This is a genomic window from Streptomyces sp. NRRL S-337, assembly GCF_000720175.1.
GTDB lineage: Bacteria > Actinomycetota > Actinomycetes > Streptomycetales > Streptomycetaceae > Streptomyces > Streptomyces siderophoricus.
In genome coordinates, this window is sequence record NZ_JOIX01000047.1 from 1 (window position 1) to 12,835 (window position 12,835).

The 12,835-nt window shown below is 72.5% G+C and carries 12 protein-coding genes; 10 read left to right on the forward strand and 2 right to left on the reverse strand.

Annotated features, from left to right (window positions below; genetic code table 11):
- Positions 1-157 precede the first annotated feature (157 nt).
- A complete protein-coding gene (locus IG62_RS0127290; RefSeq protein WP_030808708.1) occupies positions 158-889 on the forward strand; it encodes an SseB family protein in 732 nt (243 codons plus the stop codon).
- Positions 890-1,060: 171 nt separating this feature from the next.
- Positions 1,061-1,831, forward strand: coding sequence for an MIP family channel protein (locus tag IG62_RS0127295; RefSeq protein WP_030808710.1), 771 nt, complete (start codon positions 1,061-1,063; stop codon positions 1,829-1,831).
- Positions 1,832-1,944: 113 nt separating this feature from the next.
- Here the strand turns inward: IG62_RS0127295 and IG62_RS0127300 are convergent, their stop codons facing one another.
- Positions 1,945-2,343, reverse strand: a complete 399-nt coding sequence (locus IG62_RS0127300) for a DUF1844 domain-containing protein (RefSeq protein WP_030808712.1) — start codon at positions 2,341-2,343, stop codon at positions 1,945-1,947.
- Positions 2,344-2,677: 334 nt separating this feature from the next.
- Between IG62_RS0127300 and infC the strand changes: the two genes are divergently transcribed.
- The 8 genes from infC to IG62_RS0127340 all read left to right on the forward strand — a co-directional run bounded on the left by infC (position 2,678) and on the right by IG62_RS0127340 (position 11,774).
- Entirely contained in the window at positions 2,678-3,364 is a 687-nt protein-coding gene (gene infC, locus IG62_RS0127305) for a translation initiation factor IF-3 (protein WP_078866077.1), read from the forward strand.
- A 125-nt stretch (positions 3,365-3,489) separates the two neighbouring features.
- Positions 3,490-3,684 (forward strand): 50S ribosomal protein L35, encoded by a 195-nt coding sequence (gene rpmI, locus IG62_RS0127310; RefSeq protein ID WP_016576627.1) that lies wholly within the window; start codon positions 3,490-3,492, stop codon positions 3,682-3,684.
- Positions 3,685-3,789: 105 nt separating this feature from the next.
- Positions 3,790-4,173 (forward strand): 50S ribosomal protein L20, encoded by a 384-nt coding sequence (gene rplT / locus IG62_RS0127315; protein WP_030413047.1) that lies wholly within the window; start codon positions 3,790-3,792, stop codon positions 4,171-4,173.
- A gap of 151 nt (positions 4,174-4,324) precedes the next feature.
- The gene (locus tag IG62_RS0127320) at positions 4,325-5,179 is read left to right on the forward strand and encodes a TrmH family RNA methyltransferase (RefSeq protein WP_030808716.1); all 855 of its coding nucleotides are present in this window, start codon (positions 4,325-4,327) and stop codon (positions 5,177-5,179) included.
- 82 nt (positions 5,180-5,261) lie between these two features.
- Positions 5,262-6,422, forward strand: coding sequence for a sensor histidine kinase (locus IG62_RS0127325; protein WP_030808719.1), 1,161 nt, complete (start codon positions 5,262-5,264; stop codon positions 6,420-6,422).
- A gap of 245 nt (positions 6,423-6,667) precedes the next feature.
- On the forward strand, positions 6,668-7,792 hold the full coding sequence (pheS, locus tag IG62_RS0127330) for a phenylalanine--tRNA ligase subunit alpha (RefSeq protein ID WP_030808721.1): 1,125 nt from the start codon (positions 6,668-6,670) through the stop codon (positions 7,790-7,792).
- Positions 7,792-10,317 carry a phenylalanine--tRNA ligase subunit beta gene (pheT, locus tag IG62_RS0127335; protein ID WP_030808724.1) on the forward strand — a complete coding sequence of 842 codons (2,526 nt, stop codon included), beginning with the start codon at positions 7,792-7,794 and terminating at the stop codon, positions 10,315-10,317. Before pheS ends, pheT begins: the two co-directional genes overlap by 1 nt.
- Before the next feature lie 200 nt (positions 10,318-10,517).
- Positions 10,518-11,774, forward strand: a complete 1,257-nt coding sequence (locus tag IG62_RS0127340) for a PP2C family protein-serine/threonine phosphatase (RefSeq protein WP_078872270.1) — start codon at positions 10,518-10,520, stop codon at positions 11,772-11,774.
- Between the two features lie 97 nt (positions 11,775-11,871).
- On the opposite strand, the gene IG62_RS0127345 is transcribed toward IG62_RS0127340, so the two are convergent.
- A complete protein-coding gene (locus IG62_RS0127345; protein WP_030808730.1) occupies positions 11,872-12,729 on the reverse strand; it encodes a 3-hydroxybutyryl-CoA dehydrogenase in 858 nt (285 codons plus the stop codon).
- Positions 12,730-12,835: the final 106 nt, after the last annotated feature.

Here is a 12,835-nt window from a genome sequence, read left to right on the forward strand (position 1 = left end):
GCGCCGCAATGCGCAACGGCGAGAACCCCCGCGGCGGGAAAGCCAGCTACGTGCGGGGCGCCGCAAAGCGCAACGGCGAGCAAGCCCCGCGGCGGGAAAGCCAGGTACGTGGGAGGCACCGCAAAACGTACGGCGAGGCCCCGATACGCTCGGGCACGTGCAGAAGAACATTCCCGACTCGCCCTTCTCCGACGACGACGGGTCCGCCGATCCCGGCCTCGCCGCGGCCCTGGCGGCCTACGGCGCCGACCGGTCCACCGAGCCCGCGCTGCTGACCGCGCTGGCCGGTGCCCGGCTCCTCGTACCCGTCGTCGCGATCCTCGGTGAGGTCGAGACGGGACCCGACGGCCTGCGTCGCGAGAAGACCAGTGACATGGCCGTGCCCACCCTCCAGGCCCCGGACGGGCGGCGTGCCCTCCCCGCCTTCACCAGCACGGAGACCCTGCACCGCTGGCGCCCGGACGCCCGGCCGGTTGCCGTCCCGCTCCAGCAGGCGCTGCTGGCCGCCTCGCACGAGAAGGCCGACACCGTCGTGATCGACCTGGCGGGCCCGGTCACCTACCAGCTCACCGGGCCCGCGCTGCGCGCCCTCGCCGAGGGGCGTACGACCGCCGACCCGCTCGCCGACCCGGCCGTCACCGAGGCCCTGCGCGCCCTCCTCGCCGCCGAGCCGGCCGTCCTCACCGCCCGGCTGGCGCCGTCCGGCGAGACCGACGGGACCCTCGCCCTGGGCCTGGCCGCCGACGCCCCCACCGCCGAGGTCGCCCAGCGGCTGGCGCAGGCGCTGGCCGCCGACGAGGTCCTGCGGGCCCGGCTCGTACGGGGCCTGGACCTGGCGCTCCTGCCGCCCGGTGCGGCGGCCACCGGGGAACCGCTCTACCAGCGCTGACGGAGCCCGCGGCGGGTTGCCTCCGTGGGCCGTGCCTCCGTGGGCCGTGCCTCCGTGGGCCGTGCCTCCGTGGGCCGTGCCTCCATGGCCCGGGAGATCGCCGACGGGCGGGTTCGTCCTCCGGGCCGCACAATGCGAGGAGAGCTCAAGATCCACGCGAGGAGAGCCCACATGGAGACAACGGAGACCCCCTCGGTCGTGACCCGCACGGTCGTATCCGAATTCCTCGGCACGCTGCTCCTGGTGTTCTTCGCCGTCGGCTCGGCGGTGCTGGCCGGCGAGTACATCGGCACCTTCGGCATCGCCCTGGCCTTCGGCTTCACCATGCTGGCCCTGGCCTACGCGCTCGGCCCGATCTCGGGCAGCCACATCAACCCCGCGGTGACGCTGGGCATGCTGCTGTCCCGCCGCATCACCCCCCGTACGGCCGTCGAGTACTGGATCGCCCAGATCCTCGGCGCCATCGTGGGGGCCGCGCTGCTCTTCCTGGTCGCCAAACAGGTCCCGGGCCTGCAGACCCATGCGGCCTTCGGCACGAACGGCTGGGGCGACCGCTCGGCGGTGCACCTCAACCTCGGCGGTGCCTTCGTCGCCGAGATAGTGATGACCTTCCTGTTCGTCTTCGTGGTGCTGTCGGTCACCCACCGGGTGGCCGTGATCGGCTTCGACGGCCTGCCGATCGGTCTGGCACTGGCCACCGTCCACCTCATCGGCATCCCGCTGGACGGCACCTCCGTGAACCCGGCCCGCTCCATCGGCCCGGCGCTGTTCGCGGGCGGCGCGGCCATCACCCAGTTGTGGCTCTTCATCGTCGCGCCCCTGATCGGCGGGGCGATCGCCGCGGTGGTCCACCAGGTCACCCACCCGCCGCAGGAACAGGTGCTCGTCGCCGACCAGGTCTCGCCCCATGAGCCGACCGCCGGCCCCGGCGAACGGGTCTGACCCCCCCCGGGTCCCCTCACCACACGAGCACCCCCCAACACACGAGCCCCGGCCGCATCGGCCGGGGCTCGTGGTCTCACGCAAAGGGGCGCAAGGCCCGCAAAGGGTACGGACTAGCCGTAGACCGGCCCGGTGAACTTCTCCCCGGGGCCCTGACCCGGCTCGTCCGGGACGACCGAGGCCTCGCGGAAGGCCAGCTGCAGCGACTTCAGGCCGTCCCGCAGCGGTGCCGCGTGGTACGAGCCGATCTCGGTGGCGCTGGCGGTGACCAGACCGGCCAGCGCCTGGATGAGCTTGCGCGCCTCGTCGAGGTCCTTGTGCGCCTCGCCGCCCTCGGCGAGCCCCAGGTTGACCGCCGCCGAGCTCATCAGATGCACCGCGACGGTGGTGATCACCTCGACCGCCGGGACGTCCGCGATGTCCCGGGTCATGGCATCGAAGTCGGGGCTCGCCGCGTGCGGGGTGCCGGACGGCTCGGGCGCGTCGGACGGCTGCGGGGTCTGGTCGCTCATGTCTTAAGGGCTTCTTCCTGAAAGAGGGGTCCGCTCCAGCCTATGGCCCGCCTCCGCGGGCCCGGCGTCCGGGACTGGCACCCTTGACGGGCGGCGCCCGCACCGGGGCGTACGAGTGGGGGCCAGGGCTTGACTCGTGTATCCTGGTGTTCCGACCGGCCGGACACTCATGTGACCGGCCCACAAGTGGAGGCTCCGATCTCCCACCCGACCGACCTCAGGTTGGCGGGTCAACGGTCCGGCTGCGCCCCGCGGAGACTTCGCGGCGGTGCTCCAGATCTATGTGGAGCCCCGCCTGTGTCCCGTCCGGGGCATTTTTCATGTACCGGCGCGGTTGGTCACACCGAACAGACGTTACGCGGCAGTCCGCCAGGCCGTCGCGTGGTGCTACCGAGGAGGATCCATCAGCGCCGAGCCCCGCATCAACGACCGGATTCGCGTCCCCGAGGTGCGACTCGTCGGTCCCAGTGGCGAGCAGGTCGGCATTGTGCCGCTTGCCAAGGCCCTGGAGCTTGCGCAGGAGTACGACCTCGACCTGGTCGAGGTGGCGGCGAACGCCCGTCCGCCGGTCTGCAAGCTCATGGACTACGGAAAGTTCAAGTACGAGTCGGCCATGAAGGCCCGTGAGGCGCGCAAGAACCAGGCGCACACGGTCATCAAGGAGATGAAGCTCCGGCCGAAGATCGACCCGCACGACTATGACACCAAGAAGGGTCACGTCGTCCGGTTCCTCAAGCAGGGTGACAAGGTCAAGATCACGATCATGTTCCGTGGTCGCGAGCAGTCCCGCCCCGAACTGGGCTTCCGACTGCTGCAGCGGCTCGCGGAGGACGTCCAGGAGCTCGGCTTCATCGAGTCGAACCCGAAGCAGGACGGCCGCAACATGATCATGGTCCTCGGTCCGCACAAGAAGAAGACCGAGGCGATGGCCGAGGCCCGTGAGGCGCAGGCCGCCCGCAAGGCGGAGCGCCAGGGTGGTGCTCCCGCGGAGGAGCCCGCCGGGGAGCCCGCCGAGGCGTGATCCATGGGCGAGAGCCCCGGATTCATGCCGGGGCAAACCCGCCCCGGACACCAACCGATACATCTGACGCTCCCGCCAGCCGGCCCGTGCCGGTGGGAGCGCCACTGACGAGGAGAGAACGGCGCATGCCGAAGAACAAGACGCACAGCGGTGCCAGCAAGCGCTTCAAGGTCACCGGCTCCGGCAAGGTGCTGCGCGAGCGCGCCGGCAAGCGCCACCTGCTCGAGCACAAGTCGTCCCGCGTGACGCGTCGCCTCACCGGCAACGCCGAGATGGCCCCGGGCGACGCCGCGAAGATCAAGAAGCTTCTCGGCAAGTGAGTCGCCGCGCCCCCGCTGACCGAGCGGGGTGCGCGACTCGGACCGGGACCCAATCGATTCGGGCCGTGTGACGACAACCACGGCCCCGCTACAAGGAGTTAACAAGTGGCACGCGTCAAGCGGGCAGTCAACGCCCACAAGAAGCGTCGGGCGATCCTCGAGCAGGCCAGCGGCTACCGCGGCCAGCGCTCCCGCCTGTACCGCAAGGCGAAGGAGCAGGTCACCCACTCCCTCGTCTACAACTACAACGACCGCAAGAAGCGCAAGGGCGACTTCCGTCAGCTGTGGATCCAGCGCATCAACGCCGCTGCCCGCGCCAACGGCATGACCTACAACCGCTTCATCCAGGGTCTGAAGGCCGCCAACATCGAGGTGGACCGCAAGATCCTGGCCGACCTCGCGGTCAACGACAGCAACGCGTTCGCCGCGCTCGTCGAGGTGGCCCAGAAGGCCCTGCCGAGCGACGTCAACGCCCCGAAGGCTGCCTGAACACCAGCCTGACGACCTGGCGTGACGACCGACGCGGTCGTGACACCGTCGTGATCGGACCCGCAGGCCCCGGGCCTGCGGGTCCGATGCTTTTCCGGCCCGGGCCGCCCGGCCCCGCCCCGCCCCGAACCACAGAAGCGAGCCGCCGCCCATGGGCACCCCCGAGCTGATCTCCCCGCGTTCCCCGCGCGTCACCGCCGCCCGGCGGCTGGCCCGCCGCGCCTTCCGCGGCAAGGAGCGCCGGTTCATCGCCGAGGGCCCGCAGGCCGTACGGGAGGCCATCGCGCACCGCACGGACGGCGCCGCCACGCTCATCGAGCTGTTCGCCACCGTCGAGGCCGCCGAGCGCCACCACGAGATCGTCGGGGCGGCCCGCGCGGCCGGGGTCCGGGTGCACCTCGCCGACGACCGGACCATCGGGGACATCTCCCAGACGGTCACCCCGCAGGGCCTGCTCGGCGTCTGCCGCTTCCTCGACTCGCCGTTCGAGGAGATCCTCGCCGCCCGCCCGAAGCTGGTCGCGGTGCTCGCCCACGTCCGCGACCCCGGCAACGCCGGTACGGTGCTGCGCTGCGCGGACGCCGCCGGCGCGGACGCCGTGGTGCTCACCGACGCCTCCGTCGACCTGTACAACCCCAAGTCCGTACGGGCGTCGGTCGGTTCCCTCTTCCACCTCCCGGTCGCGGTCGGCGTACCGGTCGAGCAGGTGGTGTCCGGGCTCAAGGGCGCCGGCGCACGGATCCTCGCCGCGGACGGCGCGGGTGACCGTGATCTGGACGCCGAGCTGGACACCGGATCCATGGGCGGGCCCACCGCCTGGGTCTTCGGCAACGAGGCGTGGGGCCTCCCTGAGGAGACCCGGGCGCTCGCCGACGCCGTCGTACGCGTCCCCATCCACGGCAAGGCCGAGAGCCTCAACCTCGCCACCGCCGCCGCGGTCTGCCTCTACGCCTCGGCCCGTGCCCAGCGTGGCCCCGGTGGTTGCCGCTCCGCGTCACCCGCCTGAGGGGCGTCCACCGGAACGCCCGGCACATACGGGGCGAGCTAGTAGTGTTGCGTGCCCGGGGGCCCGGAAGGGGGTAACGGGGATGAGTGTGAGGACTTCCGGCATCACAGCACGCGCCGACGGCAGCCCGTCCGACGGACCGGCCGGCGGCCCGCCGCCGGCCCGCGCGGTGGCGTCCACCGCCCCGGACACCGGGCTCGGGCTCGACCCCGACGACCTTCCGGACGGCCTGGTGGTCGCCGACGCGACCGGCCGGGTCAGCTGCTTCAACGCCGCGGCCGCGAGGATCACCGGCCTCGCCCCCGAGGACGCGCTCGGCCGCCCCCTGGAGGAGGCCCTGCCGCTCCAGGACATCGAGGGCCGCCGCTGGTGGCGGCTGACCGACCCCTACGGCGGCCTGGCCATCCGCCGCGGCCAGCCCGAGCGCAACCTCCTGCTCGGCGGCCGCGAGGTGCTGGTCTCCGCCCGCTACGTCCGCGGCCGGCCGGGCGGGCCGGTCGAGCGGCTGGTGATCGCGCTGCGCGGCACCGAGGCCCGGCGCCGTACCGAGCTCAGCCACGCCGAGCTGATCGCCACCGTCGCCCACGAGCTCCGCTCGCCGCTGACCTCCGTCAAGGGCTTCACCGCCACCCTCCTCCAGAAGTGGGAACGCTTCACCGACGACCAGAAGCGGCTGATGCTGGAGACGGTGGACGCCGACGCCAACCGCGTCACCCGGCTGATCGCCGAACTGCTGGACATCTCCCGGATCGACTCCGGGCGACTGGAGGTGCGCCGGCAGCGGGTCGACATGATCGCCGCGGTGCGCCGGCACGTCCAGGCGCAGACCACCGCGGGCCAGCGGCCGGACCGCTTTCTGATCCGGATGCGGGAACCACTGCCCGATCTGTGGGCGGACCCGGACAAGGTGGACCAGGTGCTCGGCAACCTCCTGGAAAATGCGGTGTGCCACGGCGAGGGAACGGTCACCATCGAGGTCGGACCGGCAACGGACGCGACCAGCACGGAAGGGACGAGCGTCACCGTGAGCGACGAGGGCCCCGGCATCCCGGAGGAGTCGATGAGCCGCGTGTTCACCCGCTTCTGGCGGGGCAGCAAGCGCGGTGGCACCGGCCTGGGCCTCTACATCGTCAAGGGCATCGTCGAGGCCCACGGCGGCACGATCACGGTCGGCCGGGCCCCGACCGGCGGCGCCCAGTTCCGGTTCAGCCTGCCCGTCGCGACGCCGGCCTTTATGAATTAGAGGTGTCGCGCAGCGTCGTGCAAGGGTGGTGGCGGGCGACGGACGGGACTGAGCGGGTCCGCGCCGGGCGCCCCGCAGGGGCTCGGGCCGGCCGCGCCACCCGTCCCCCTTAGACTTGACCTTTGGCACCTTTGGCGCAGAGGCATCGCGGGCGCAGCGCGGGCTCGGCCCATACGACCCATGTGATCGAAGAGCCGAGGCGAAGCGAGCCAAGCCAAGCCAGTCCACCGGAAGCACGGGAAGAGATGTCCGCACCCAATAAGTCGTACGACCCTGTCGAGGTCGAAGCCCTGAAACCGGAAGAGATCGCCGCCCGGCTGGACGAGGCGCTGGCCGCCGTCGCCGCCGCGGCCGATCTGGAGCAGCTGCGTGAGGTGAAGGTCGCCCACGCCGGCGACCGCTCGCCGCTGGCCCTCGCCAACCGGGAGATCGGCGCCCTGCCGCCGCACGCCAAGGCGGACGCCGGCAAGCGCGTCGGCCAGGCCCGCGGCCGCGTCAACCAGGCGCTCAAGGCCCGCCAGGAAGAGCTGGAGGCGGAGCGCGATGCGCGGGTGCTGGTCGAGGAGGCGGTGGATGTCACGCTGCCCTACGACCGCGTCCCGGCCGGCGCCCGGCACCCGCTCACCACGTTCATGGAGCGGGTCGCGGACGTCTTCGTCGCGATGGGCTACGAGATCGCCGAGGGCCCCGAGGTCGAGGCGGAGTGGTTCAACTTCGACGCCCTGAACTTCGTGCCGGACCACCCGGCGCGCCAGATGCAGGACACCTTCTTCGTCAAGGCCAACGGCGCCCAGGACGATGAGTCCGGCGTCGTGCTGCGCACCCACACCTCGCCGGTCCAGGCCCGCACCCTGGTCGACCGCGAGCCGCCGGTCTACGTCGTCTGCCCGGGGCGGGTCTACCGCACCGACGAGCTGGACGCCACGCACTCCCCGGTCTTCCACCAGATCGAGCTGCTCGCCGTCGACGAGGGCCTGACCATGGCCGACCTCAAGGGCACCCTCGACCACATGGTCCGGGCGCTGTTCGGCCCGGACATGAAGACCCGGCTGCGGCCGAACTACTTCCCGTTCACCGAGCCGTCCGCCGAGATGGACATGGTCTGCTACGTCTGCCGTGGCGAGTCCGTGGGCAATCCCGACCGGCCGTGCCGTACGTGCTCCAGCGAGGGCTGGATCGAGCTGGGCGGCTGCGGGATGGTCAACCCCAAGGTGCTCATCGCCTGCGGCGTCGACCCGGAGAAGTACAGCGGCTTCGCCTTCGGGTTCGGAATCGACCGGATGCTGATGTTCCGGCACAACGTGGAAGACATGCGCGACATGTTCGAGGGCGACGTCCGGTTCACCCGGCCGTTCGGGATGGAGATCTGATGCGGGTCCCGCTTTCTTGGCTGCGGGAGTACGTCGACCTGCCGGCGACGGAGACCGGCCGGGACGTACAGGAGAAGCTCATCGCGGTCGGCCTGGAGGTCGAGACCGTCGAGCGCCTCGGCGCGGACCTCAAGGGCCCGCTCGTCGTCGGCCAGGTGCTGACCATCGAGGAGCTGGAGGGCTTCAAGAAGCCGATCCGCTTCTGCACGGTGGACGTCGGCCAGGCCAACGGCACCGGTGAGCCCCAGGAGATCGTCTGCGGCGCCCGTAACTTCGCCGTCGGCGACAAGGTCGTGGTCGTCCTCCCCGGTGCCGAGCTGCCCGGCGGCTTCAAGATCGCCGCCCGTAAGACCTACGGCAAGAAGTCGCACGGCATGATCTGCTCCGGCGACGAGCTCGGCATGGGCGACGACGGGACGCACGGCATCATCGTGCTGCCGCCGGAGTACGAGGTGGGCACCGACGCCATCGAGCTGCTGGAGCTCGTCGACGAGGTGCTGGACATCGCCGTCACCCCGGACCGCGGCTACTGCCTGTCGATGCGCGGCGTGGCCCGCGAGACCGCCACCGCCTACGGGCTGCCGCTGCGCGACCCGGCGCTGCTGGACGTCCCGCCGCCGAACGCCGCCGGCTACCCGGTCCAGGTCGCCGACCCGATCGGCTGCGACCGCTTCACCGCGCGGACGGTCACCGGCCTGGAGCCCGGCGCCCGCACCCCGCTGTGGATGCAGCGCCGGCTGCAGAAGGCCGGCATGCGCCCGATCTCGCTCGCCGTCGACATCACCAACTACGTGATGCTGGAGCTCGGCCAGCCGCTGCACGCCTACGACCGCACCATGGTCGACGGCCCGATCGGCGTCCGCCGTGCCACCCCCGGCGAGAAGCTGACCACCCTGGACGGCACCAAGCGCGCGCTGGACGCCGGGGACCTGGTCATCACCGACAACCGCGGCCCCATCGGGCTCGCCGGTGTCATGGGCGGCGCCAACACCGAGATCGCCGCCCCGGTCACCGACCCGGAGACCGGTGAGCTGCGCGGCACCACCGACGTCGTGATCGAGGCCGCGCACTTCGACGCGATCGCCATCGCCCGTACGGCGCGCCGGCACAAGCTGTCCTCCGAGGCGGCCAAGCGCTTCGAGCGCGGGGTGGACCCGGAGGCGGCGTCGGCGGCGGCGCAGCGCACCGTCGACCTGCTGGTGCTGCTCGCCGGCGGTACCGCCGGGGAAGGTGTCACCGAGGTCGTCTCGCCCCGCGGGCCGCGCACGATCACCATCCCGGCGAACCACCCCGACAAGGTCGCCGGTGTCACCTACGGCCGGGAGACCGTCGTCCGCCGCCTTCAGCAGGTCGGCTGCGACGTCTACGGCCAGGATGAACTGGTCGTCACCGTGCCGTCCTGGCGGCCGGACCTCTCCGACCCCAACGACCTGGCCGAAGAGGTCATCCGCCTGGAGGGCTACGAGAACCTGCCCTCCACCCTGCCGAAGCCGCCGGCCGGCCGCGGCCTGACGGAGCGTCAGCGAATGCACCGCAGGGTCGGCCGGGCGCTGGCCGGTGCGGGTTACGTCGAGGCGCTGAACTACCCGTTCACCGGCTCGCACGTCCTCGATCAGCTCGGCATCGAGCCCGACGACCCGCGCCGCTCGGCGGTCACCCTCGTCAACCCGCTCTCCGACGAGGAACCCGACCTCCGCACGACGCTCATCCCCGGGCTGCTGGGCGCGCTCCGCCGCAACTACGGCCGGGGCACGCACGACCTCGCGCTCTTCGAGACCGGTCCGGTCTTCCGGGCGAGCGGTGACGAGAAGCCGGCCAGCCGGCTGGTCGTCGACCGCCGGCCGACCGACGACGAGATCGCCTCGCTGGACGCCTCGCTGCCGCAGCAGCCGCGGCGCGCCGCGGTGGTCCTCGCCGGCCACCGCGAGCAGCCCGGCTGGTGGGGCGGCGGCCGTCCGTCCGACTGGGCGGACGCCATCGAGGCCGGCCGTACGGTCGCCCGGGAGGCGGGCGTCGAGCTGATCATCCGTCAGGACCAGCACGCGCCGTTCCACCCGGGCCGGTGCGCGGCGCTCCTCGCCGTCGTCGACGGCGAGGAGGTCCTCGTCGGCAACGCCGGTGAGCTGCACCCGCGGGTCATCAAGACGCTGTCCCTGCCGGAGCGCACCTGCGCGATGGAGATCGACCTGGACCGTCTGGAGCGGGCCGGCGCCGGCCCGCTGAAGGCGCCCTCGATCTCCTCGTTCCCGGTCGCCACCCAGGACGTGGCGCTCGTCGTCGACGACACCGTCCCGGCGGCGGACGTCGAGGCCGCGCTGCGCGACGGGGCCGGTGAACTCCTGGAGGCGCTGCGGCTGTTCGACATCTTCACCGGTGAGCAGCTCGGCGCCGGCAAGAAGTCGCTGGCGTACGCGCTGCGCTTCCGGGCCGGGGACCGCACGCTGACCGCGGAGGAGGCGTCGGCCGCCCGGGACGCGGCGGTGGCGTCGGCCGTGGAGCGGACCGGAGCGGTGCTGCGCGGCTGACCCGCGCACGAGCCCGGTGAGAGGGCGTGGACGGCACGGCCGTCCACGTCCTCTTCGCATGCCGTGCCGCTTTGTCGACGATCCGATCCATACACCATCACCCAATCGGGTGGTGATGTACGTTTCGTCGCGGAACGGATACGGAACGTCGCGAGAATCGATCCGGTCGAGCCAGACCACCGGCTGGGGGGACCATCGGCATGATCCGAGCCTGGGCGAGGACAGGCGCGCGCGACGGGGCGAGCCGTGCCCGGCGCGGTCTCGTCCTCGTGCTGCCCGGACTCTGGGTCCTGGGCGTGGTCACCTGGGAGCTCTGCGAGCCGACCGGTGGCCGGCTGCTGCAACTCCTCGCCGCGGCGCCGGCCATCGCCTGTGCGGGCACCGGCCGCCGCCAGTGCGTCCTGCTCGGCGGGGTGTGCGCACTGGCCGCCCTGGTCCCGTTCGGCGCGGGCGACGCCGGCCCCGGCCCGGGTACCCGCGTGATGACCTGCGGGGCGGTCCTCGCGGTGGTCGGTGCCAGCTATCTGACGGCCGGCCGGCGGAAGCGGCTGCTGCGGGAGCTGGAGCGCACCCGCGAGGTCGCCACGGCCGCCCAGCGGGTCCTGCTGCGGCCGCTGCCGCCGCGGATCGGCGGGCTGGTCCTGGCGGCCGACCACCTCTCCGCGAGCGAGGGCGCCGTGGTGGGCGGGGACCTCTACGAGGTCGTCGGCACCCGGTACGGCGTCCGGGCGGTGATCGGCGACGTCCGCGGGCACGGCCTCGCGGCCATAGGCACGGTCGGGGCGGTGCTCGGCAGCTTCCGCGAGGCCGCCCACGACGAGCCCGAACTCGCCGGTGTGCTGCGGCGGTTGGAGCGGGCGCACCAGCGGCATCTCGGGGAGCGGGCGCGCCGGGCGGACCCGGCGGACGCCGGTGCGGCGAGCCCGGCCGGGGAGGAGTTCGTGACGCTGCTGCTGGTGCAGATCGCCCCGGACGGCTCGATGACGGCGCTCAACTGCGGGCACCCGTGGCCGTACCGCCTCGTGTGGCGGGCGGTGGACCCGGTGGCGCCGCTCGCCCCGGGCGAGCCGATGCCGCCGCTCGGGCTGTTCCCGCTCCCGGCGGACGCGGCGCCGGTGTGCTGCGGGCGGCTGCGGCCCGGGGAGGGGCTCTTCCTGCACACCGACGGTGCGGTGGAGGCCCGGGACCGGACCGGGGAGTTCTTCCCGCTGGCGCAGCGGCTGTACAGCAGCGTGGCGACGACCCCCGGGACGCCCGGGCCCGCACCGGCCGGGGTGGTGGACGACGTACGGGAGGCGCTGCTGCGGCATGCCGGTGGGCGGCTGTCGGACGACGTCGCGCTCGTGCTGCTCTGCGCGGACGGCACCGGCCACGATCCGGCCGTACCGCTCCCCGCCACGGGAGTGCACGCCCCGGGGGACACGGGGTTCAGCACCCTCCACGGGCGGAGCGGTTGACGGGCGCGGCGACGTCGGCGCCCCGGTGGCCTGCCCGGTGAACGCCGAAGGGCCGGCGGACGAGCTCCGCCGGCCCTGGCATCCGCGGGGTCCGCACTCAGTACGGGTAGAACCCCGACCCGCTCTTCCGGCCCAGCCGGCCCGCGTCGACCATGCGCTGGAGCAGCGGGGGAGCGGCGTACAGGGGCTCCTTGTACTCCTCGTACATGGACGCGGCGACCGAGGCGACGGTGTCCAGGCCGATCAGGTCGGACAGCTTGAGCGGGCCCATCGGGTGGGCGCAGCCCAGCTCCATGCCGTTGTCGATGTCCTCACGGCTGGCGATGCCCGACTCGAACATCCGGATCGCGGAGAGCAGGTACGGGATGAGCAGCGCGTTGACCACGAAGCCGGAGCGGTCCTGGGCGCGGATGGCGTGCTTGTCCAGCACGTTCTGGACCAGCGCCTCGGCGCGCTTGATGGTCTCCTCGCCGGTGGTCAGCGCCGGGATGAGCTCCACCAGCTTCTGCACCGGCGCCGGGTTGAAGAAGTGGATGCCGATGACCTGGTCCGGGCGGGAGGTGGCCACCGCCAGCTTCACCAGCGGGATCGAGGAGGTGTTGGACGCCAGGATCGCGTCCGGGCGGCTGACGACCTGGTCGAGAACCTGGAAGATCTCGGTCTTGACCTGCTCGTTCTCCACCACGGCCTCGATGACGAGGTCGCGGTCGGCGAACTCCCCGAGGTCGGTGGTGAAGCTGAGCCGGTCGAGCGTCGCGTCGCGTTCCTCGGGGGTGATCTTGCCGCGTTCGGCGGCCTTGCCGAGGGAGTTGGTCAGGCGGGTACGCCCCAGCTCCAGGGCCTCGCCCGTGGTCTCGGCGACCATGACGTCCAGCCCGGCGCGGGCGCACACCTCGGCGATGCCTGCGCCCATCTGGCCGCAACCGACCACTCCGACGCGTTCGATGTCCGTCACCTCGTGCCTTTCGCTGATCTTCAGGACCGGCGGTGCGCCGTAAGGGTCCGGCGGCCGCCTCGGCCCCGACGTTACTCCGCGCGGTGCTGGGCCACGGCTTCCGGGG